Source organism: Kiloniella litopenaei (genome assembly GCF_000982415.1).
GTDB lineage: Bacteria > Pseudomonadota > Alphaproteobacteria > Kiloniellales > Kiloniellaceae > Kiloniella > Kiloniella litopenaei.
In genome coordinates this window covers 1-22132 of sequence record NZ_LANI01000017.1, presented here as the reverse complement: position 1 = coordinate 22132, position 22132 = coordinate 1, and the positions used below count along the sequence as shown (strand labels likewise).

General features: G+C 43.9%; 19 protein-coding genes. 6 read left to right on the top strand and 13 right to left on the bottom strand.

The window, feature by feature from the left end; all coding sequences use genetic code 11:
- Nucleotides 1-28 precede the first annotated feature (28 nt).
- From fhuB to WH95_RS11100, 6 genes are all read right to left on the bottom strand, one after another.
- The gene (fhuB, locus tag WH95_RS11125) at nucleotides 29-2032 is read right to left on the bottom strand and encodes a Fe(3+)-hydroxamate ABC transporter permease FhuB (RefSeq protein WP_046507012.1); all 2004 of its coding nucleotides are present in this window, start codon (nucleotides 2030-2032) and stop codon (nucleotides 29-31) included.
- Complete coding sequence (locus WH95_RS11120) at nucleotides 2029-3012, bottom strand: ABC transporter substrate-binding protein (RefSeq protein ID WP_204247773.1); 984 nt, start codon at nucleotides 3010-3012, stop codon at nucleotides 2029-2031. The genes fhuB and WH95_RS11120 overlap by 4 nt, the downstream gene beginning before the upstream one ends.
- On the bottom strand, nucleotides 3002-3811 hold the full coding sequence (locus WH95_RS11115) for an ABC transporter ATP-binding protein (RefSeq protein WP_046507010.1): 810 nt from the start codon (nucleotides 3809-3811) through the stop codon (nucleotides 3002-3004). Before WH95_RS11115 ends, WH95_RS11120 begins: the two co-directional genes overlap by 11 nt.
- Nucleotides 3811-6213 (bottom strand): TonB-dependent siderophore receptor, encoded by a 2403-nt coding sequence (locus WH95_RS11110; RefSeq protein ID WP_157845942.1) that lies wholly within the window; start codon nucleotides 6211-6213, stop codon nucleotides 3811-3813. Before WH95_RS11110 ends, WH95_RS11115 begins: the two co-directional genes overlap by 1 nt.
- A gap of 119 nt (nucleotides 6214-6332) precedes the next feature.
- Nucleotides 6333-7385 carry a FecR family protein gene (locus WH95_RS11105; protein WP_046507007.1) on the bottom strand — a complete coding sequence of 351 codons (1053 nt, stop codon included), beginning with the start codon at nucleotides 7383-7385 and terminating at the stop codon, nucleotides 6333-6335.
- An 88-nt stretch (nucleotides 7386-7473) separates the two neighbouring features.
- Complete coding sequence (locus tag WH95_RS11100) at nucleotides 7474-8007, bottom strand: sigma-70 family RNA polymerase sigma factor (RefSeq protein WP_046507005.1); 534 nt, start codon at nucleotides 8005-8007, stop codon at nucleotides 7474-7476.
- Nucleotides 8008-8342: 335 nt separating this feature from the next.
- On the opposite strand from WH95_RS11100, the gene WH95_RS11095 reads away from it, so the two are divergent.
- From WH95_RS11095 to WH95_RS11080, 4 genes are read left to right on the top strand one after another with little or no spacing between them, the layout of a single operon-like run.
- On the top strand, nucleotides 8343-9041 hold the full coding sequence (locus WH95_RS11095) for a MotA/TolQ/ExbB proton channel family protein (RefSeq protein ID WP_046507004.1): 699 nt from the start codon (nucleotides 8343-8345) through the stop codon (nucleotides 9039-9041).
- Between the two features lie 5 nt (nucleotides 9042-9046).
- Nucleotides 9047-9463, top strand: a complete 417-nt coding sequence (locus tag WH95_RS11090) for an ExbD/TolR family protein (RefSeq protein ID WP_046507001.1) — start codon at nucleotides 9047-9049, stop codon at nucleotides 9461-9463.
- Entirely contained in the window at nucleotides 9460-9888 is a 429-nt protein-coding gene (locus WH95_RS11085; RefSeq protein ID WP_046506997.1) for an ExbD/TolR family protein, read from the top strand. The genes WH95_RS11090 and WH95_RS11085 overlap by 4 nt, the downstream gene beginning before the upstream one ends.
- 12 nt (nucleotides 9889-9900) lie before the next feature.
- Nucleotides 9901-11082, top strand: a complete 1182-nt coding sequence (locus tag WH95_RS11080) for a TonB family protein (protein WP_157845941.1) — start codon at nucleotides 9901-9903, stop codon at nucleotides 11080-11082.
- Nucleotides 11083-11140: 58 nt separating this feature from the next.
- Here the strand turns inward: WH95_RS11080 and WH95_RS11075 are convergent, their stop codons facing one another.
- Nucleotides 11141-11437 carry a hypothetical protein gene (locus tag WH95_RS11075; RefSeq protein ID WP_157845940.1) on the bottom strand — a complete coding sequence of 99 codons (297 nt, stop codon included), beginning with the start codon at nucleotides 11435-11437 and terminating at the stop codon, nucleotides 11141-11143.
- Nucleotides 11438-11749: 312 nt separating this feature from the next.
- Here WH95_RS11075 and WH95_RS20605 point away from each other — a divergent pair, with 312 nt between their 5' ends.
- Entirely contained in the window at nucleotides 11750-12871 is a 1122-nt protein-coding gene (locus WH95_RS20605; RefSeq protein ID WP_052741958.1) for a 5-formyltetrahydrofolate cyclo-ligase, read from the top strand.
- 107 nt (nucleotides 12872-12978) lie between these two features.
- Here WH95_RS20605 and WH95_RS11065 read toward each other — a convergent pair whose 3' ends face one another.
- From WH95_RS11065 to WH95_RS11045, 5 genes are all read right to left on the bottom strand, one after another.
- Nucleotides 12979-13968 (bottom strand): oligopeptide/dipeptide ABC transporter ATP-binding protein, encoded by a 990-nt coding sequence (locus WH95_RS11065; RefSeq protein ID WP_046506992.1) that lies wholly within the window; start codon nucleotides 13966-13968, stop codon nucleotides 12979-12981.
- Complete coding sequence (locus WH95_RS11060) at nucleotides 13965-14933, bottom strand: oligopeptide/dipeptide ABC transporter ATP-binding protein (protein ID WP_046506989.1); 969 nt, start codon at nucleotides 14931-14933, stop codon at nucleotides 13965-13967. Before WH95_RS11060 ends, WH95_RS11065 begins: the two co-directional genes overlap by 4 nt.
- Entirely contained in the window at nucleotides 14934-15860 is a 927-nt protein-coding gene (locus WH95_RS11055; RefSeq protein WP_218044488.1) for an ABC transporter permease subunit, read from the bottom strand.
- Nucleotides 15861-15864: 4 nt separating this feature from the next.
- Nucleotides 15865-16788 (bottom strand): oligopeptide ABC transporter permease OppB, encoded by a 924-nt coding sequence (oppB, locus tag WH95_RS11050; protein WP_046506986.1) that lies wholly within the window; start codon nucleotides 16786-16788, stop codon nucleotides 15865-15867.
- 63 nt (nucleotides 16789-16851) lie between these two features.
- Nucleotides 16852-18465, bottom strand: a complete 1614-nt coding sequence (locus WH95_RS11045) for a peptide ABC transporter substrate-binding protein (protein ID WP_046506984.1) — start codon at nucleotides 18463-18465, stop codon at nucleotides 16852-16854.
- Nucleotides 18466-18900: 435 nt separating this feature from the next.
- Here WH95_RS11045 and WH95_RS11040 point away from each other — a divergent pair, with 435 nt between their 5' ends.
- Nucleotides 18901-19749, top strand: coding sequence for an IclR family transcriptional regulator (locus WH95_RS11040; RefSeq protein ID WP_052741957.1), 849 nt, complete (start codon nucleotides 18901-18903; stop codon nucleotides 19747-19749).
- Nucleotides 19750-19855: 106 nt separating this feature from the next.
- Here the strand turns inward: WH95_RS11040 and WH95_RS11035 are convergent, their stop codons facing one another.
- Nucleotides 19856-22027, bottom strand: a complete 2172-nt coding sequence (locus WH95_RS11035) for an OsmC domain/YcaO domain-containing protein (protein WP_046506982.1) — start codon at nucleotides 22025-22027, stop codon at nucleotides 19856-19858.
- Between the last annotated feature and the right edge of the window lie 105 nt (nucleotides 22028-22132).

The window sequence follows — 22132 nt, the reverse complement described above, 5'->3', positions numbered from 1 at the left end:
AGATTACAAAATTAAAAATGGTTTGGGTTTATGTGCCGCTACTTTTTGCAAAGGTGTTTTGACGGCTCATCAAAACTAACAACAACGGCGTTCCAACAAGTGCCGAAAGCAATCCCGCTGGCATCTCATAAGGATAGTCAATGACACGGCCGATCCAATCAGCAACCACCATCAAAGATCCCCCGGCAAGTGCCGATATAACCATCTGCAAACGCGCTTGATGTACCCCTAGTGATCTGGCGATATGTGGGGCCATCAATCCAACAAAACTTAGTGGCCCGACCAGAACCGTGGCCCCCGCGGTTAAACAGGATGCGACGGCAAAAAGAACAAAGCGTGATTTTCGAACATTCACCCCTAGGGCTAGAGATACTTTTTCACCTAAATTGAGAACATCTAATGCCCGCGCGCCAAGTAAAAGGGGCATCATCAGTGCACAGCCCAAAAACAAAGCTCCACACGCAGATGCCAGGCTCACCCCATAAGTAGAACCAGCCATAATACGAAGCAAGTGAACCGAACGTAAATCCCCTGTTGCCGCCAAAGCACCAATCAATGCATCAATTAAAGCACCAAGAGCGACACCAATCAAAATCATACGTTCCGGCTGAAACCCGCTTTTTTTCCCGAAAGCAAAAAGTGCAGCAAGAACAATACTTGCCCCCAACAAAGCACCAATCGCCATGGTTTCCGGGCCAACGCCAACAACAAGATAAATACATATGCCGATCCCCATCATTGCACCGGCATTAATTCCCAATACTTCTGGACTTGCCATGATGTTCCCCGTCAAACGCTGGAGTATCATGCCTGCCAAAGCCAGCATTATGCCTGCGCCAAAGGCAGCGATAACACGTGGGACACGCCATTGATAAACCAGATCCCAGTTTCCAGAGAGATCAAAAGCCCATCCAAGATCTGCGTCTCGTCCGAGAGTCACGGCTAAGATAACAATACCGATAGAAATCAACGACATAATCATCAATAACCTTAGTCCAGCGACTTGCCGCCAAACAACTGGCGCACTATCCGTTTGCACCACAGTTTCAAATTTCATTCTCGGGATCAGGAATAATAAAAGCGGCGATCCCAGAAGTGCCGTAACTGCGCCAGTGGGTACAAATTCGCGTAAGCTTCCTGCCAGAATTTGGATTACCGCATCCGTCATCCATAATAACGCAGCGCCAATCAATGCACTCCATATCAGCTGTGACAGAACTTTACGTGCACCACAAAGCCTGACAATCATGGGGGCAACTAACCCTATAAAACCTATGACACCCACAGCACTGGTAACAAAGGCCGCCAACGCAATAGCAATTGATACGGCAAAAAATCTAATCATTCCTGGTGAGACACCTAATGAAGATGCACTACTGTCTCCGAGAACCAATAAGGAAAAAGGGCGAACCATAATCATGGATAAGCAAAACAAGACAGCCAACTGAGGCCATAGGGAATTTACAACATCCCAGCTTTGTTGTGATAACGATCCTGCCCCCCAAATAAACAAGCTCGCGAGGTACCGATCATTCAACAAAACAAGTAAAGACGCGAGTGCCCCAAAATACAGGCTTACAATCAACCCGGTCAGAACAAGAGAAATGGGTGAAAAATCACGGCGCGCCATAAGCCCAAAAACGAGCGCAGCCGCAACACCAGCCCCGACGAGGGCGATAACTTCACGACCATAAACCAGTGTTGCCGGGAAGAATAGTCCGGCAATAACCAGTGCCAGATAAGCCCCGGCAGATACCCCCATTGTTGTCGGTGATGCCAAGGGATTACGCAGAGCCAATTGCAATATTGCCCCAGAAAAACCCAACGCCAGACCGCAAAGGATCGCAATGCTCAATCGGGGCAAACCAGAAAATAGAAACAACATCTGTTGAACATCGTATTGATCTCTATCTATTCCGTGATCAATAATGTTCCGGACATCCTGCCCCATCAGTATCCAGGATAAGAAAAGTGCGACCCCTAAAATTATACAAAACAGAGCCGGGCTATAATTGCGTGGCGTTTCACTCATGAATAACGGCTTTCCAAATGTGCCAGTACGAGAGAAAGAAAACGTTCAGCTGAGGGCAACATGCCAAACATGAGCACGGGTGGCATTAGAACAAAGCGATCATTTTGTATTGCTGGCAAGCGCTTCCACAACGGGCTATTTTCAAGAGTAGGTTTGATGTCATCCATTAATGGCTCAAAGACAATGAGTTGCATATTTTCTGTTGCCGTTAATGCCAGACGCTCCAATCCGATGGTCTGAAATCCCCAATAGTTCGTCTCACCTGTCCAGGCGTTTGTTAAACCAACCTCGTCCATCACGTTTTGATACAGGCTATTTGCGCCATAAACACGGGCGTGGCGCCCATCCATAAAGTTAAGTAAAGTCAGAGACGGATACTTCCTTTGTGAAACCAAATCCCTGGCTTTAGCGAGTTTGGCATTAAAAGCCTTTAAATATGTCTCTGCTTCTTTTTCCAAACCTAACAAAACACCCAGATTTTCAGTTATCTCACGCGAAGCCTGTAAGGGTTGTTTTTTACCATCAAAAAGCGGGATGATCTCTATCGGTGCAATTTTCTCCAGAACCGGTTTATGACTGGCCGTATAGGGTGTCATAAGAATAAGGTCCGGATTTAATCGTGATATTGCCTCTAGATTAATGACGAGATCTTGTCCAATATCTGCGACCGAAGGTGGCAGTGTGGGTTCCCCAACCCAATAGTCCCAGTGTTGGGCCGCGACCACACCTACTGGGGGAAATCCTAATGCCAATAAAGTTGTCGCAGATCCATAATCAAGACAAACTATGCGCCGCGGAAATGGATTTGCTTGAGAGGTCTGAACCGACGTAAACATTGACAAAAGCGGTGTCATAGAAGCAGCAACACCCGCCTTTAGAATTTTTCTTCTCTCCAGAGATCTCTCTTTGTTTTGGAGGGACCTATCTATATGTTTGGCGGGGACATTCCTTGCATGAAGATTATTGGGATCACGCAACATAGGTTATTGCCCCTTCGCCGTCAGGATGGCGCAAGACCCCCATTTCTACACCAAAAATCTTTGCAAGAATTTCCCGTTGCAAAATTTCCTCGGGCGTCCCGTCAGCAATCAATTCACCATCGCGTAACGCCAAAAGACGGTCACAAAACCGCCCTGCCATGTTGATGTCATGAAGCACCATCAGAACAGAAATATTTTTTTTGTGTGCGAGGTCACGTATCAAACGCAGTGTTTCAACCTGGTGAGAGACATCCAAAGCAGAGATCGGTTCGTCCAATAACAGACACTTTGCATTTTGTGCAATCAACATCGCGATCCAGACGCGCTGGCGCTCTCCACCTGAAAGATTATCAACCTGTCGATGACGTAAAATATCTGTGTTGGTTAATTCCAGAGCTTCGTCGACTTTATGACGATCAACATCTGTGAAACGCCGAAAAGCACCATGCCACGGATAGCGACCATGAGAAACAAGCTCTTCAACCAACAATCCCTGGGCAGAGGGCATATGTTGCGGTAGATAAGCAACACGACAAGCAAAGTCCTTTTGCTTCCAGTCACTAAAATCCTTTGCTTCTAACTGTAAATCACCTGTTGTCGGGGTGACCTGTCGAGCCAAAAGCTTAACCAAGGTTGATTTACCAGAACCATTGTGCCCTAAAAGCCCACAAACGATCCCAGCCTGCAAATCCAGACTTATAGGTTTCAGAATAGACGCCGAACCAGCCGAGAACGATAGTTCCCGGCTGGTTAGAACTGGCTGTCTTTCTGTTGAAACGACAGTTTGTTGTATTGACATCAGAAACGATAGCGAAGGCTTGCCTGAACAGTCCGCCCCTCGTCCTTGTAACAGCTTCCCGAAGCACAGATCTGCCCATCCTTATCAAAAAGGTTATTGGCATTTATCTTGAATTCTGCCCCTTCGAGCTTATTGCTTATTTCACCAAGGTCATAACGTAACGCCGCATCAAAGAAATAGCGTTCATCGTTATTAATGGTATTTTGATCATTGCCTTCGCTTTCACCAAAATAGCGCACGCCACCCGATATACCTAGCCCACGCAAAGTGCTGTTTTGAAACTCATAGTCAACGTATGACGAGAACGTGTGCAATGGGATGCCAGAAACCTGCTTGCCAACTGTGCCTGATGGTCCATCTTTAATCTCAACGTCAGTATAGGCATAGGCTGCATTCAAACTAAGACCTTCGGTCAAGGTTGCCACAGCTTCCAGTTCAAAGCCACGCGAACGCATATCCTGTTGAACCTGAACATTCAATCCGGATGATGAATCAAAAACAACACCATCTTCCTGATCAATCTGAAAGACCGACGCTTGAATGACGGCATTATCATTCAGAAACTCATACTTCACCCCAGCTTCCATCTGTTCACCAACAGTTGGCGCAGCCGGAGCGCCACCAACAAGACTACCAACATTAGGTGTGAAAGAAGTTGAATAGTTTGCAAAAGGAACCAAGCCAAAATCTGTCACATATGACAAACCGAGTTGCCATGACATTTCTTCTTCGTCTTGCTTAATCGTGCCAGTATTGTTTTTGGTTTCCGCATCCAGGAAATCATAACGAACACCGGCATTTAGACGCCACTTACGCCAGGCAAGTGAATCATGCATATAAATACCGATTTGATCCTGTTCCTGATCCACATCGAGTGCGGGGTTCATTGTGATTACGCCACCAATAGCCCCAAAGCCCTGACGCTGTTCGTACTCGTTTGTACCGTAATCAAACCCGGTAACCAATGTATGCTTAACAGGCCCAGTATCAACCGATGTTATCAGATGGTTATCGATAACAAATGTTTCCTGTTCTTCCACCGCTAGACCAGCATTCTGAATTGATCCCCCAGCGCCCTGTCGATAGGCATATTCCAGGTTGATATCAACATTTGCATAGCGGGTATTCTGGCGGAAGGTAAAGGTATCGTTGAAACGGTGCTCAAATTCATAACCTAGGCGATACTGTTCATGATCAAAATCATTCCAGTCTTCATGACCGCTATATAGATCTGTAATTCCATTTGCATCATTGTAGAAGAAAGCCGTCCCACCAGTTTGAGAGTCCATATATTCGGTCAGGACAGTCAGCTTGGTATCTTCGGTTGGCTTCCATTCGATAACAGGGGCAATATAGGTACGATTATCGTTATACCCTGGCAGATCAGTTTCACTATCGCGAACGACCCCCGTCAAACGATACTTGATGGTTTCTTCATCATCGATGGCATCAGAAAAATCAAAATTCCCCTGAAAACGCTTATTGTTACCGGCAATAAATTCAACTTCTCTGAGGCGTTCTTTTGTTGGACGTTTCGTCACAATATTTGCAAAGCCACCCGATGAACTTGCCCCGTATAGTGTCGAGGATGGTCCCTTAAGGATTTCGACCCCTTCAACGCCATAAGGCTCAGCACGATATACCGCCGAAGAACCACTGAATTGGCGCAAGCCATCGCGGAAAACGCCGTTATAAACTCCATCAAAACCACGAATGGTAAAGGAATCATAACGTGTATCAAAACCAAAAGCACTGGTGACAATACCCGGCGTATAGGCAAGTGCCTCGTTCAGGGTTTTTGGTGCTCTGTCATCCAACTGTCGTTCCGTAACAACCGAAATGTTCTGAGGAACCTCAATCAACGGTGTATCTTTTTTTGTCCCGATTTGACTGACCAATGGCACATAACCATCCTGGACAAGTGTATCATCACTTTCCGCTTCAATCACAATTGGTGCCAGACTGCTGTTTTCCTGATTAGCTTCTGGATCAAACTGACCAATAGTAACCGTACCATCATCAGAAATGATATAATTCAAGCCTGTACCGCCTAACAATACGGTAAGTCCGCGTTCCAATGACATAACACCATGAACACCTTGGGCTCTCAAATTTTCCAATGTCGCACCATCAGCCAGAATTTGAACATTAGCTTGTTGCCCAAAAAGCAAAACTGCATCTGCTAAAGATTGTGGCGCAATCTGAAAACGCAATTTCTGTTGCTGCCCCTCTGAAGTATTTTGGGCCACTTCATCTGTAGGTGTTTGATTTATAGTTTCGTGACTGCCTGTCTGAGCTAAACCACTACTTACAGTCATCAATGACGTCGCCAATGCAGTTGTCATCATCATTGCATAACGGCGCAAGGCTTTAGCCTTACGTATTTTTTGAACCTCACTCATTGAGCGGTCTCCACTATTTTTTTGTTGAGAGCCTGAGCCGAAACCCCAAATGCGAACAAGTCGCATTTTCATCCTCTATAACCCAACAACGACAGAGCACGCTCGTTTTTCAAATTTTTTTATTTTTTTGATAAAATAATTATCCAGGGCGAGATTTCAGTGACTTCAAGCCCATGTATACTAGCAATACCGCGAAGGCTTTTATGTGGTTGTTCCAGTTTAAAAACACCCGTCAAACGTTTCTTGCGAACATCCGTATCCGGAATAAATATGTGCCCATTAAAAAAGCGATCTATCTGCCCCACAACAGAACCAAGTGACTGATCCCGGACTTTTAGATATCCCATGCGCCACGATGCAATATCATCGACAGGCCGATTAGAAAGTTTATAATCACGTGCATTAAAAAAATCGACGCCCTCGCCGGGTCTTAGCTGAAGAGAAACACCATCTTGCTTTAGGCGATTAACCCGAACCACCCCTTCTGTGACGGCAACACTCACCCTATCTTGTTGCTCATCAACAAGAAATGCCGTGCCTAAGACAGTTGTCTGTATGTCGTTTTTTACGACAATAAAGGGACGGGTCTTGTCTTTATGAACATCAAAAAAAGCAACCCCGGATAAAATTGTAACTCTCCTTTCTTTTTGGGAAAGTTGCACATCAATTGCCGTTTCCGGTGCCAGCGTGACCTGACTGCCATCTGCCAGATCAATAACCGCGGCCCTGGCCTTACTATTTACAAAATCAGCGCCCAGATATTTAACTCGAGTCGAAAATTGTGGCAGTGAAAAACCAATAACCAACAACAGAACCAAGAGCCCGGTAATACGGCTTGCTCTCTGGGTAAAACTGGATTTAGGAAGAAATGATGATTTTCCAGACGAAAAAGAGGAAAGCGTTCTGTCCAAGCCGCGTTTTTTGCTTTTGGATTTATCTTCGTCAAAAGACTTGGGAAAGGCACTGGACAAAGGCAAACTCTGTCCTTCCAAAGGTCCGACCTCTCCCAACAAACGCCACGTTTGAGAGACATTTTGCCAATCTTCTCTATGCTTGACATCACTTTCAAGCCACGACAGAAAATCCCGCTGCAAAGACAGGTTATCTGGATCATCATGCAATAATACAATCCACTCGCTGGCTTTCGTGGGGATCAGTAGTTCGTCAGTCATGCTCTCTCTTGGCTTGTTATGGCGGTGTCCGCCTTATAGATACAACGTAACAATACATTGTTTTTTTCAAATTTTCTTTTAGGCTTCCTTATTCAGTTTTCTTTTTTAAGCTTTCTTTGCAATGTTCTAATGCGCTTGCGACCATGGAATGTGCTGTCCCCAAAGATACATCCAGTTGACGAGCGATATCAGCCAGCTTTAAGCCGGAAAAACGATGAAGTTCGAAAGCCTGGCGCGTTTTTTCAGGAAGCTCATTCAATGCCATACGCAGCACAATCAGCTCTTGACGAGCGCCTGCGTGTTGTTCGGGTGAGATTTGCCCTGTATCAGCTGTAAGTGCTGATAAATCTTCCTTCCGAATATATGAATTTTCTCTGGTTTTCTTCCGCAGACTATCCAAACATAAATTTCGGATAATTTGATAGAGGTACCCGACAGGCTCTTCCAGTACTAGACGATCCTGCTTTCTTTTTTCAACACCGATCACACGAAAATAAGCATCCTGTACAACGTCTTCTGCAGCATGTCGTTCACCAATAATAGAATTCGCGTACCCAACCAGGTCGTTACGATGAAGCATAAAAAGCTGCAACAGGTCATGTTTGCCGGTTATAGAATTCATAAACTTAACCTGAAGCGAAGAGGCACATTAATTGAGAATGACTTTCAATTACAAAAAAAATCATATCAATGTCAAACACCCACAGGTTGTTATTTTTAAAACTGAACTTGGGGAATTTAACATGGCATTACGTTCTACTGTGACCATACACCACATTTAGAACAATAATTTCAATATGATGTGCGGAACACACCATTATACAGAAGTATAAATTAATTAAAGATAACGCCCTAAAAACAAGAAATTCTATTGCTTTAATAAGTTTATATGATAATGAGTATCACTATTATTTAGATTCGTAAGAGTTTCTTTGAACCAAAAACCGAGTGAAAGTTATGTTGCAAAATACTGAAACAGAGGCCCTGTGGTCTTTAATCGAAGTAATTGATGCAGCTGGTGCTGTGGGTTGGGTTCTTGCCTGTATGGCGCTTTCTGCTCTGGTAGTAACTTTCTATAAGGTTATCGTGTTCTGGCGCTCGGGGCTTTGGCAGACAAAAGCACTGAAACAAGCACGAGCTCATCTTAGACAAGGCGAAATCACTCAAGCCGTCCATACACTGGAAAACTTGCACCACCCTGCTGTTCAACTGGTGACACTGGGTGTAAAACGTGCCCAAACCGAAGGTCTGGATGACAAGACCCTTGAAACAGAGATGGAACAGCTCTCGCTAGGTGTTCTGGAACGTCTTAAATCCGGTATCCGTTTTATCGGTGCTGTTGCCGCACTAAGTCCGCTAATGGGGTTATTGGGAACAGTACTGGGAATGATCGATGCTTTCCGACAGATGGAAGCCGCGGGTAATCAAGTTGATCCCGCTATACTATCCGGAGGCATCTGGTTAGCTCTCTTGACCACAGCTATTGGTCTGGTCGTTGCTATTCCAACAACTGCGGCACAAATCTGGCTCAACAGTGTTATCCAAAAAACAACACGCAGGCTGGAAGAAACAGGCACAGCCGTTATGACCGGATTACACCTCCGTAACCTAAAAACAAACACCGTTAACAATACCGTTAACCTTGCTGCCGAATAAATACGATGCGCCTGAGTGGTGATAACACAGATAAACTGCCTGTCATAAGTTTGACGCCATTGATTGATGTCGTCTTTATCCTGCTGATCTTCTTTATGCTCGCATCCAGCTTTCTTGATTGGCGTGAGCTACGTATTCAAGGACAAGAACACAAGACAAGTACGGCTTCTGTTGTTCCCCCAAAAAAAGAAACAATACGACTGGCTCTTTTACGTAATGACACAATAAAACTGGGTACAGAAACAATCAGCCGGAATGACTTGGAACAGTTCATCAAAACGCAAACCTCTGCCCTACCGGCAATCAAGGTACTCATCTCTGTGGACGATGGGGTGAAAATGCAGAACACCCTAAACTTCCTACAGGACCTTAAGGCTTTCGGCCTGGTGGACCTAACCTTGATAGAACAATCAAAATCATGAAAATCACACGAGACGATAGCTCTTCCGAATTAACGGAAAGCACATTACCAATGATCAATGTTGTGTTTTTACTGCTTATATTTTTCATGATAGCTGGCTCATTACAAAAAACACTACCCTTTAATATCAATCCATTACAGGCGAAAGCTGATATTCCACAACAAGAAAAACCACTAATCATTCATCTCTCTGCTCTCGGGCGTATTATGGTGGATGATCAAGAGATTGAATTCGGGCAATTGCAAACAGCCATTGAACAAAAGTTTAACAACATTGATGACCAAGCGACACCACCGATCGTCCTTCGTTTGCGCCCGATAACCATTCGTTCTGATCAATCTACAAATACAACGGATGTCATCAAAATACTTTCCTTGCTGAAAGAAATGAAAATTGAACAGGTTGCCCTGGCAACCGTGCGCTAAAAAGGTATGACCGTGGAGCTCACCATACGTAATGGCTTGTTTGAAAAGCTTCTAACCACCGTTGGCCTGTTTCTGTTATGCGGTCTGATCGTTACGGGCTTAATATTAAATCACACTCAACACGCAGGTTTCGAAGATGGCAATGCCGGAGGGAGCATTGTTGTGTCTTTGTCTTCTGCCCCCGGTGCTGAAGCTGCTGCTTTTGGGGAAACCATCTCGGAAGATGCCCCGGAAGCAACCAGTCAGCAAGAGGCACAAACAACCCCGGAAACAACGCAACCCGTCGAAAAACAAGTGCTTGATCCCTCTTCATCTGATCTTCTTCCAGAAACAGAGATTGTAGAGCAGGAATATACCCCTGAACCGCAAACAGACACGATTGTTCCTTTGCCCGAAGAAACATTACCAATCGAAAGTAAGCAGCAAAGTGAACCAGAAAAAGTAGAAGAAATCCCAGAAGAACCAAAGGAAGTGGAATCAAACACAGTACCAGAACCACAAACATTACCAGAGCAGATACCCGAAGCAACTGACGTCGCAAAAACAGCTTTGGATCCTGCACCCAAGACAGAGGCCAATCCACTTGTGGCAAAGGTTCAAAAACCAAAGCCCAAGCCAGAGCCGCCGGTCTATAAAGCGGCAGAGGCAGCACCACCCCCCAAACAAAAACCAACCCCGGTCCTTAAAAAGGTCGAGAAAAAAACTGTCACTGAAAAATCAGCAATACCACAGCCCATTGAACAGGCCGACACAGGAAATCATCAAGAGATTGTCGAAGCCACAAACGCTGGAATCACAAATGACAATCAACGATCATCGGGGCAAAAAGGGGTTAATTCGACGAAAAGTTCTAACACAGGCAGCAGCAGCCAAGAGAACCGTAATAGTGGGGCTGGACAGAAGGCCACAGGAGACTATTGGAAAGCGGTACAAATTCGACTGGCACGTAATAAACGCTATCCACGCAAAGCAAAGCGTCGACAAATGCAAGGGGTAACTTTCATTGAACTAACATTGTTAGCATCAGGAAAAGTTGAAAGCTATCAAGTACTGGAAAGTTCCGGATTTGCCCTTTTGGACCAAGCTGCGATCAAAATGATTGAAAAGTCAGCTCCTTTTCCAAAGTTTCCCTCAAGCATAACAAAAGAACGGATGACCCGTCGTATTCCCGTCGTTTTCAACTTAAAGGATTGAGGATAAGTTCAACAAAATCACTCCTCACCTAAAACACAAAAAAACAACATATATCCTATTATAATATAATAATATTTGACTTGATGGCTTCTGAAAACTTTGTTCTTAAACAGATCAAGTTTGATTGATAAAAGCTCTTCCCCAACCAAGCTGCAAACTGCCGCCCAGTTTCATAGGCTTGCTCGGAACTTTTTTGCCCCGGGTTAGGCCCTTTCCCTTTCTTTGGATAGTGAAAAGGCAAACCACGCCGATAGTCATCATACCCTTGTCTAAAGCTCTCGGACCGATAGAGACTATCAACAGAAGTTACAATAAACGCTTTTGAATTACCTGATGTCATTGATGAATGATCCATAGACAAAACCAAACACAAAAAAATGTTATAAATAATATAGGTGAAATCATTTAAAACAAAAGGGCATTCCCCCATCGCCTTTTAAAGGGATCTCGTTTTGCTTACTTTTTCACCGTATCAGGTCATAATACGCTACCTAAAAATAGTTAAAATATTCTGTTAGGTCGCAGATTGATCTGTAAAACCGTTCTTTCAGTAAAACATGTGATTAATCTCTGGATATAATAGATCCGGGGTACAATGGGTCTGGAACCTGTGTAAAAATAAAACTGCCCTTAAATTCGGAAATTTTCTGTACCAGAGGAAAGCCGCATGATGAAAAATGATTGGAAAACCATTCAAAGCTGGCGAAAATCAACACGTATAGAGTTACGATCAAAACGCAAGGAGCTAACAGTTGAACAAAGAGCCAACACAAGAAAAACTGTTAGTGACCTCCTTCAGCACAATTTCAAGGAATTACAAAATCCGGACTTATTAAAAGAAGCCTGTATTTGTTTTTGCTGGCCCTTTGAGGGTGAAATCAACTTTCTGGATTTAGTTCGAGAAGCTCTCAAACATGGCGCGACCGCCGCTCTACCTGTTGTTGTTGAAAAAAACAAACCATTAGAATTTTGGGCATGGCATCCTGGAATGAAAATGGTGCGCGGTATTTGGGATATACCCATGCCCGAAGAACGTATCCCCGTTACCCCAACAATTGCACTGGTTCCATTGGTTGGGTTCGATGACGAAGGTTATCGCCTTGGTTATGGCGGCGGTTATTTTGATCGCACCCTGGCTTCCCTAGATACACGCCCCTTGACTATAGGAGTTGGATATTCCTCTGGACATCTGGAAACAATCTACCCTCAACCACATGATATTCCTCTGGATGCAATTGTCACTGAAGCAGGCTGTTCCATTTTTCGCAACCGTGGGCAACAAATAACAACAGATTCAGCGAATATTGAAAGCTACGCATCCCCGCCCTGTTTTATGCACGAGGTTGATCCGATCTATTTGGGTTACAAAAGCCGACCAGAGGTAATTGACCTGTTAAATGATTTTTTAGCACGAGAATTAGAGGGTATAAAAATTATTTCACACATTACCAAACAATCTGATGCCCCCATATCAAATCACTCTTTAATACAAATTTCAGAGATGAAAGACAAAATCCACCACATGTTATCAAAGCATATCGCCCAATTTACCAATGTTTCAAACTCTGCAGAACATTCTGTCAAAGAAAAGAAAAAAGCCCACGTTGCCAGGATAGATTCTCCCCAAAGTTCTGATCAAAACCTCGTAAAACTGAAAAGCATTCACCATCAAAGCATACGCATGCTTCAAGATGTATTGCCAAGAATTAAAGACAATCAACTTGCTTTGGATTTACAGAATATGCTGGGTACACACGAACAGATTATTCGAAAACTAACAACTTCCTAAACGATCTTTTACAACCAAATCTTCTTCTGATGTCTCTGGTGACCGGAATAATTACTGGCCACCAGAGATTTAGAAACAAAGCTGTCTGTTACCAATAAACAGACATTCTAATCACTGAAATGGCACGCAACCTTATGAGAACTCCCTTCAGTGCCCTGTTCTAAAGACGGAATTTCTTGTGCACAAAGGTCAGTGGCCTTTGGACAGCGGGTTCTAAAAACACAGCCAGAGGGCGGTGCCAGCGGACTAGGTAAATCCCCTTCCAGCAAAATCGTTTCTTTATTACGTTCTATTTTAGGCTCAGGAATAGGAACCGCAGAAATCAATGCCTGTGTGTAAGGATGTCTGGGGTTGTCATACAAATCATCCCTGTCAGCAATTTCCATTACTTTGCCAAGGTAAAGCACCATCACTCTGTTCGAGATATGCTTTACCACGCTTAGATCATGCGCAATAAAAACCAGAGACAGCCCCATTTCTTTTTGCAAATCCATCAAAAGGTTAATGACCTGCGCCTGAATGGAAACATCCAATGCGGATACAGGTTCATCACAGATAATCATCTTGGGCCTGACAATAAGGGCTCGCGCAATCCCAATTCTTTGACACTGCCCCCCAGAAAATTCATGCGGATAACGATTAATCTGATTAGGTAACAGGCTAACCTTTTCCATCATCGCCTTAACTTCAGCTACGATCTCTTTCTTTGACAAAGAAGGATTATGTGTCCTTAAAGGTTCAGCAATAATCTCCCCAACTGTTTTACGGGGGTTAAGAGAAGCTAAAGGGTCTTGGAAAACCATCTGAATTTCAGAACGGTACTTCATCATCTGGCGTTTGCTTAAGCCAAGAAGCTCTTCTTGTCCCATCCACACGACACTGCCTTGTGCCTGTACCATGCGAATTAAAGCGCGAGCCAAAGTTGACTTGCCGCATCCGGACTCACCAACTATGCCCAGCGTTTCGCCTTGCTTAAGTTCAAAGTTCACTCCCCCAACAGCATGAAGTCGTTTTGGTTTGGTCCATGGCATGTCACCTTCAGATTTTAGCCTGAAGGTTACCCGTAGATCTTCGACTTTCAACAATGGTGCCGTCATACCAACTTCTCCATCGGTTGATGACACGCCCTTAGTCGGCCCGCCGTTAGTTCACACAAATCTGGCAATTGATCCCCACAGATATCATCAGCATGTTTACATCGAGCAACAAAAGGACATCCCTTTGGTGGCAACAACATATTGGGTGGGGTACCAGGTATGGTATCCAGGACATCACTTTTTTGATCAATTCTTGGAATTGCCCTTAACAACCCCTGCGTATAGGGATGTGATGGGTTCTCAAATACCGGATCAACAGGCCCCTGTTCCATCACTCGCCCCCCATAAAGAACAAGCACATCTTCGCAAAAACCGGCAACCACACCCAGATCATGTGTGATAAGGATCACCCCCATTCCGAACTCTTTTTGAATATCAGAAAAAAGATCCATAATCTGGGCTTGTACAGTCACATCCAATGCTGTCGTAGGTTCATCGGCAATCAAAAGCTTTGGGCGACACAAAAGAGACATGGCAATCATAACTCTTTGTCGCATTCCCCCGGAAAATTCGTGCGGATATAGTCTGGCCCGTCGTTTTGCATCTGGAATTTTCACAGCATCCAGCATGGCAACGGACTGATTAAACGCCTCGGCCTTTGATATCCCCTGATGATGTATCAGAACTTCTGCCATTTGTTCAGACACCCGCATATAGGGGTTCAAAGATGTCATCGGATCCTGAAAGACAATCGCGATCTCTTCTGCGCGAACCTTATTCAATTCCTTAAGGGGCGCATTGAGGATTTCCTGACCATCGAATTTTACTGATCCGGTCGACAGCCCATTTGGGGCAAGCAACCCCAATATAGAAAAGGCCGTTTGGCTTTTCCCAGACCCGCTTTCACCAACGATGGCCAGTGTTTTTCCCGCATCCATAGAAAAGCTGACATCATTAACGGCACTGACAATACCGTCATTTGTTTTGAACTTAACGGATAGATTTTCAACTTCTAACAATGACATTTATCTATCCTTTGGATCCAGAGCATCGCGCAAACCATCCCCAACAAAGAAAAAGGCAAAAAGCGTTATAACGAAGAAGAACAAGGGAAAAACAAGCTGCCAAAGAGTACCGTACTGCATGGTTCCAGCCCCTTCAAAAATCAAAGCCCCCCACGATGTATCCGGTTCCTGAACACCTAACCCAAGAAATGAGATAAAACTTTCTGTCAGAATCATCAATGGCACGAGAAGCGTTGCATAGACAGCGACCACACCCATAAGATTTGGCACAATATGTCGAATAATAATCAGGAAACCCGGAACACCCGTTGCCTGCGCTGCCTCGATAAATTCCTTGTTTTTAATCGACAGGGTTTGGCCCCGGACGATACGAGACATTTCCAACCATGATAAAAGACCAATTCCCACAAAAAGCATCGAAATTGAGCGGCCAAATATCACCAATAACAGGATAATGACAAACATATAGGGCACGGCCATAAGGATATCGACAATCCGCATCATGATATTATCGACCCGCCCGCCAACATAACCAGCAGTGGCACCATAAAGCGTTCCTGCAATAACAGCGATTGCAGCCCCGACAATCCCAACCATCAATGAAATCTGTGTTCCCTGCACAACCCGGGCAAAAAGGTCACGCCCTAGATCGTCTGTACCGAAATAATGACCAGTTTCAATTGATGGACTTCCCAGTTCAAGCACTTGGCCAATAACCATGAAATCAATTTCATCGTTTGTATATTTAGCAAAATAAGTACCGAGAAAAGCAAAAAGAAACACCAAAACAAGTGTAATCATTCCGGTAACGGCAGCTTTGTTCTGGAAAAACCGTTTACGTGCATCAGCCCAAAGAGATCGCCCCTTCACATCTTGCTCAGAGAGGGTTTCTGCCAACATCTCCATTTTTTCTTTTTTGATCAACATCACACTAAAACCTGATCTTTGGATCAATCCATGCGTACAGCAGGTCGACCACCAAGTTAAAGAAAATGGTTAGAATACCGACGAGAATAGTGATCCCCATCATCACGGAATAATCCCTATTCAAAGCCGCATTCACAAAGAACAACCCCATTCCACCTGTAGAGAAAAACATATCAACAACAACAGACCCTGTGATCATGGTGACAAAGGTCGGCCCCAGATAGGAAATAACAGGAAGCATTGCCGGTTTTAATGCATGCCGCAGTACTATGTGATAGGTGGGAAGCCCCTTGGAACGCGCCGTACGAATATGATTGGCATTCATGACCTCTAACATGGAAGAGCGCGTAATACGGGCAATGGATGCCATAAAGCTTGTCGCCAATGCTATCACTGGCATGATCAAATAAGAAGGATCACTATAATCCCACCCACCACCGGGTAGCCACCCAAGTAGAAGTGTAAAGACCAAAACAAGGATAGGCGCCATAACAAAGTTAGGCAAAACCTGTGCCCCGATTGTGATACCAACCGCAAAATAATCCAATAGAGAATTTTGATAAATCGCAGCAGTAACCCCAAGGGAAACGCCAATTGTCACGGCAAAGAAAAAAGCAATTGATCCATAAGTTAAGGTAATCGGGAACCCCTGTGCTAAAACCTCATTGACGGTACGATCCTTGTAAATAAAGGATGGTCCAAAATCGAAATCAAACACAATATTTCTGATATAGATAAGGATCTGCTTGTAGATCGGCTGGTCCAAACCATACTTTGCTTCCAGGTTTGCCAGTATTTCGGGGGTTAATGCCCGCTCGGCTGTAAAAGGGCCACCGGGGGCCGCGTGCATCAGCAAAAAAGAACAAACGATCAGGATCAAGATCGTTGGAACCGCAAGTGCCAGTCTTTTGAGAATTAAATTCAACATTATAAAAAGTTACCAGAGACAGGTGTAACAAAGGGGTTCCCCAAATGAGGAACCCCGATTTCATTACTTCTCGACAATATAGAGATCACGAGAATAGAATCTCTGCATCAGGTTATCGACAGGCCAACCGCGTAGTGTTGGTTGTAGCATAATCGCGCCTGTGTACTGATAAATTGGCGCAAAAGGCATATCCCGGGCCAAAATCTTTTCAGCTTTGGCATAGTTCGGGTTCGGGTTCTCCATGGTCTTTGATTCTGCCATGATTTCATCATATTCCGGGTTGGAATATCCAGAAACATTATGCCCCGAATAGGACGTCAATAAATCAAGATAAGTAGAAGCTTCGTTATAGTCGCCACACCATGCATAGCGGCTAACCTCGAACTCACCAGCCTGTTGTTTTGTTGTGTGAATTTTCCATTCACTATTGGACAGGGTCAGGTCAACCCCAAGTGTCTTTTTCCAGAACTGTGATACACCAATAGCAATCTTTTTATGGGTTTCGGATGTATTATAGTTCAATGTCAGCTTCAATGGGTTATCTGGCCCATACCCAGCTTCGGCAAGTAGGGCTTTGGCTTTGTCGTCACGTTCTTTTTGCGTCCAGCCAGCATAGTCAATTTCAGGCAACTCAAAGCCGGCTGTTTTCTGATGTGCAAAATTATAGGACTGATACTGTCCCCCTTGCAAAATACGGTCTGTAATCACCTCACGGTTGATCGCATAGGACAAGGCCTTGCGAACACGCACATCTTTAAGAGATTCCGGCCCCTTTTCTCCAACATTAAACCAATAGATATAAGAGCAGGAATAAGGGTTGGATACAGCTTGACCGGGATATTCCTTTGAAAGACGAGGATACTGACCGGATGGGATATTCGTTTTATCCACTTCACCTGCCAGATAACGGGTCAAAGCCTGGTTTTCATCGTTGATGACCAGAGCCACGGTCTTGTCAATAATCGTATTTTCGTTGTTCCAATAGTTTACATTACGCTCACGAACAACTTTCTCACCGGAACGATATTCACTTAGAATATAAGCACCATTGCCAACAATGTTTTCTGGCTTGGTCCAACCTGCACCGTGTTTTTCAACAACTGATTTCAACACAGGGAAAGTTGATGAGTGTACTGTCATGGAAGCAAAATATGGAATTGCTTTTTCCAATGTTACTTCAAAGGTTTTGTCATCAACAGCCCGCACGCCCAGTTGATCTGGAGCAACCTCACCTTTTACAACTTTGGTGGCATTCTTTACCCCCATCAGTTCCATATACCATGCATATTCCGATGCCGTCTTTGGGTCGACCAAACGACGCCATGCATAGACGAAATCGTGGGCTGTCACAGACTCACCGTTAGACCATTTGGCATCCCGCAAATTAAAGGTATAGGTCAGCTTATCTTCACTAACGCTGTAACCTTTAGCTGTTCCGGGAACAAGACCACCCTTGGCATCTTCATTCATCAATCCTTCAAAAAGGTCACGAATAACACCTGACCCTTCAATATCCGTATTAATTTGAGGATCAAATGACTTGATGTCATCCAGCAAACGATAGGTAAACACCTGCTCTTCTGCCAGTTTTTCTCCATTGATTGTTTTTGCATTGGAAACAATGGGAAACACTAACATCGCACTGAGGGCGGCAGATAATAATAATTTTGTTCTCATGAGCTACTTCTCCCTAGCCACTATATCTATCCACATTTTCGTGGTTTTCGTTCTTCAGGTCCGGTAACTGCCAAATGACGTAACAGCCAATATGACAGGCCGACGTATGAAGATGCTCACCCCAGATTTTTGTCAGTCTCTTGCCCAGAAAAACAAAAGTTTACATGTCATCAAAGATAAACTTAAGTATTGTATTTCAATACTATTTACTTCATACCGCTACTTATGTATCAAGAAATGACTTTCCTGCAAAGATTTTTATGGCGTGATTGAATAAAATCACGTCGCAAGGTCTGAAAAAGAATGAAATGGAAACCAGAAAGTTATTAAGTTTTTCAGTTTTTTTGTTGTACAAAGGGCTGACAACAATAGCTAAATGCATAAAACACTTTTTTGGTTATCTGCGACCAGAACGAAAAATTAAAAAGAAAACAAATGACAAACATCAGCGGCCCTTTAATACAGGCAAAAAACACCGGAAAAAAAACAGGCTCTTTAATTCAAAAAGCCACGCCCAAAACAGATAACCCTCTTTTTGTTGGTTCTGTTGAAAAGGCATTTTCCGTTCTTCAGGCTTTTAGTCAGCATCGCAAGTCATTAAGCCTCAAGGAGATTTCAGAAATTACAGGCATCGGTAAATCGGCTGCACAGCGTTTTTGCTATACCCTTGTTGAACTTGGTTTTCTGGAAAGAGATGAAAGTAGTCGCCGCATGCGGCCCTCGGCAAGATTATTAGGTCTTTCCCACTCTTACTTGGCTTCAAACCCCATCAGTTCCATTGCGGCACCTTATCTTTTACAAGCACGTGAAAATAGTGGAGAAGCTGTAAACCTTGGCATACCAATGGATCAGGATGTAATTTATATTGCCCGCTTGGCCAGTACAAATTCTCACATAGCACACCCTATTGTAGGGGGGCGTGCGCCAATGTTCTGTACCTCCAGTGGTCGCGCCTATCTATCGACACTGTCACAAAATGAAATCAACGATCTGCTTGATGATTCGGACCTAACGCCAATTACGCGTCATACAATTACAGATCGGCAAGAAATTCTCGGTAAAATCGATGATGTCCTTAACAAGGGATATGCGATGGCAAACCAGGAGTGTATTGTCGGCGAACTTACTATTGCTGCACCCATTCTCGGGCCTGACCACAAGGGAATTGGTTCTGTAAATATCTGCGTTACGCGCCCGGCATGGACAATGGAAAGTGTTGAGGAAAAATTAGCTCCTATTGTCTGTCAAACGGCACATAATATCACACTGGCCCTTTCCAACTAGATTTAAGTTGAATTGATAGGCCCGAAAAAAAAACAAGTAACAGGCACGATGGTTAACAGCACCTCATAAGGGAAGAAGCCACTTGTTCCCCTTCCCTTTCAATAGCTTAATGCGACAACTGTCGTGCCTTATGCAGTTTTTTATAACTTTCGATTAAACGAAGATGTTTATCCAGTCCTTCAAGCTTCATGCTTGTCTTTGTTAAGCCATAGAACTTCACATCCCCGGTTACAGAGCCCACCGCAGCATCCATAACTTCAGCACCATACATTCTGGTAAGATTTGGCAGAAAGTCATCAATACTCAGGTCATCATCAAGTGTGATATCCAGAACGGCATCCATAGCCCGGTAGAATAAAACCCGTTCAACTGTGTTTTCATTAAAATTAAGAAAATCACCAATACCGTCTTTTGCCTCTTCAAATTCCTTCAAAGCAAGATATATCAATATTTTCAGTTCGCGAATATCCAGCTTGCCCCAAACAGTATTTTCATCAAACTCGATACCGATCAAACCTGATATTATTGTATAGGGGTCCAGTTCTGACTCTTCCAAACGTTCGAGTAAATCTTCGAGTTTACTATCGGACAACGAATGAATATTTAAAATATCTTCCCTGAATATCAATGCCTTGTTGGTATTATCCCAAATTAGATCTTCGGCCGGATATACTTCTGAATAGCCGGGCACCAATATTCTGCACGCAGTAGCGCCAAAATCATCATAGGTCGCAATATATACTTCTTTCCCCAGATCCTTGAGGATGTTCATAAGACAATCGTTTTCTTCTGCTGTTGTTCCACTAAAGTCCCACTCACAGAATTCATAGTCTTGCTTGGAGCTAAAGAATTTCCACGATATAACACCAGTAGAGTCAATAAAATGCTCGACAAAATTCCCAGGCTCTTTTACGGCATGGCTACTGAATGTCGGAATCGGAACGTCATTCAAACCTTCAAAGCTTCTTCCTTGCATCAGTTCAGTAAGCGAGCGCTCAAGGGCAACTTCAAAACTTGGATGTGCCCCAAAAGAAGCAAAAACGCCCCCTGTTTTTGGGTTCATCAAGGTTACGCACATAACCGGAAACTGCCCCCCCAGAGATGCATCCTTAACCAAAATGGGAAAACCTTTATCTTCCAGTTCCTGAATACCAACCAATATATGCGGGTATTTCTCCAAAACTTTCTTAGGAACATCCGGCAGGACAATCTCTTCTTCAATAATTTCTCGCTTAACGGCACGTTCAAATATTTCGGAAAGACATTGAACCTGCGCCTCATACAAGGTATTTCCCGCACTCATACCATTGCTAACAAACAAGTTTTCGATCAAATTAGAAGGGAAATAAACCGTTTTTTGATCAGAACTACGTGTAAATGGCAGTGCACAGATACCCCGTTCAACAAGCCCTGAATTTGTATCGATCAAGTGTGATGCTCTAAGATCATCCTCAGGATTGTAAAGGTTCAAACAGTGTTCATCCAATAACCCTTCGGGCAAGGCATCATCAGGTCCCGCCTTAAACCATTTTTCGTTGGGATAGTGGACAAAATCACTATGAGCGATTTCTTCACCAAAATAATAATCATTATAAAAGAAATTACAGCTAATCCGCTCAATATACTCCCCCAATGCAGAACAAAGGGCACTTTCTTTCGACGCGCCTTTCCCGTTGGTGTAACACATTGGCGATGCTGCTTCACGGATATGAAGCGACCAGACATTGGGTACAATATTACGCCATGATGCTGCTTCAATTTTAATCCCTATATCAGATAGAATAGCCGTCATATTGGCTATTGTCTGTTCCAAAGGAAGATCTTTACCCAGAATAGTGGTATTCCCATCGCTCTCATAACTTTGCAACAACGATGCATCGTCGAGATTTTTTACCGGGTCAATTTTGAACGTAGGTCCTTGCTGGATAACTTTTTTCACTGTGCAGCGATCTGCCGACCTTAAAATGCCTTCCCGATCACGTTCAGAGATCCCATCCGGTAATTCAACCTGAATTTGAAACGTCTGGTCGTACCTGTTTTCCGGGTCAATAATATTATTTTGTGAGACCCTGATGTCATCCGTGGGGATATCCCGTGAGACACAATACAGTTTTACAAAATATGCGGCACACAACGCAGAAGACGCCAAAAAATAGTCAAATGGGCTTGGCGCCGTGCCGTCGCCTTTGTAACGAATTGGTTGGTCTGTTATTACCGAAAAATCATCAAACTTAGCTTCAAGCCGCAGGTTATCCAAAAAGTTTACAGTGATTTCCATTTGACGAGATCTTTCCTGAAACGTGTTTCATTTAATGCCCAATGACCAGCTATAAAATTAGCCAGAACAAAGCAAAAATCCCGGTAACTCGATGAGTTACCGGGA

Bases quoted from the DNA above. Each gene is read 5' to 3' on its own strand.
- fhuB (WP_046507012.1), bottom strand. From the start codon at position 2,032: ATGAGTGAAACGCCACGCAATTATAGCCCGGCTCTGTTTTGTATAATT.
- WH95_RS11120 (WP_204247773.1), bottom strand. From the start codon at position 3,012: ATGTTGCGTGATCCCAATAATCTTCATGCAAGGAATGTCCCCGCCAAA.
- WH95_RS11115 (WP_046507010.1), bottom strand. From the start codon at position 3,811: ATGTCAATACAACAAACTGTCGTTTCAACAGAAAGACAGCCAGTTCTA.
- WH95_RS11110 (WP_157845942.1), bottom strand. From the start codon at position 6,213: ATGAGTGAGGTTCAAAAAATACGTAAGGCTAAAGCCTTGCGCCGTTAT.
- WH95_RS11105 (WP_046507007.1), bottom strand. From the start codon at position 7,385: ATGACTGACGAACTACTGATCCCCACGAAAGCCAGCGAGTGGATTGTA.
- WH95_RS11100 (WP_046507005.1), bottom strand. From the start codon at position 8,007: ATGAATTCTATAACCGGCAAACATGACCTGTTGCAGCTTTTTATGCTT.
- WH95_RS11095 (WP_046507004.1), top strand. From the start codon at position 8,343: ATGTTGCAAAATACTGAAACAGAGGCCCTGTGGTCTTTAATCGAAGTA.
- WH95_RS11090 (WP_046507001.1), top strand. From the start codon at position 9,047: ATGCGCCTGAGTGGTGATAACACAGATAAACTGCCTGTCATAAGTTTG.
- WH95_RS11085 (WP_046506997.1), top strand. From the start codon at position 9,460: ATGAAAATCACACGAGACGATAGCTCTTCCGAATTAACGGAAAGCACA.
- WH95_RS11075 (WP_157845940.1), bottom strand. From the start codon at position 11,437: ATGGATCATTCATCAATGACATCAGGTAATTCAAAAGCGTTTATTGTA.
- WH95_RS20605 (WP_052741958.1), top strand. From the start codon at position 11,750: ATGATGAAAAATGATTGGAAAACCATTCAAAGCTGGCGAAAATCAACA.
- WH95_RS11065 (WP_046506992.1), bottom strand. From the start codon at position 13,968: ATGACGGCACCATTGTTGAAAGTCGAAGATCTACGGGTAACCTTCAGG.
- WH95_RS11060 (WP_046506989.1), bottom strand. From the start codon at position 14,933: ATGTCATTGTTAGAAGTTGAAAATCTATCCGTTAAGTTCAAAACAAAT.
- WH95_RS11055 (WP_218044488.1), bottom strand. From the start codon at position 15,860: ATGTTGATCAAAAAAGAAAAAATGGAGATGTTGGCAGAAACCCTCTCT.
- oppB (WP_046506986.1), bottom strand. From the start codon at position 16,788: ATGTTGAATTTAATTCTCAAAAGACTGGCACTTGCGGTTCCAACGATC.
- WH95_RS11045 (WP_046506984.1), bottom strand. From the start codon at position 18,465: ATGAGAACAAAATTATTATTATCTGCCGCCCTCAGTGCGATGTTAGTG.
- WH95_RS11040 (WP_052741957.1), top strand. From the start codon at position 18,901: ATGACAAACATCAGCGGCCCTTTAATACAGGCAAAAAACACCGGAAAA.
- WH95_RS11035 (WP_046506982.1), bottom strand. From the start codon at position 22,027: ATGGAAATCACTGTAAACTTTTTGGATAACCTGCGGCTTGAAGCTAAG.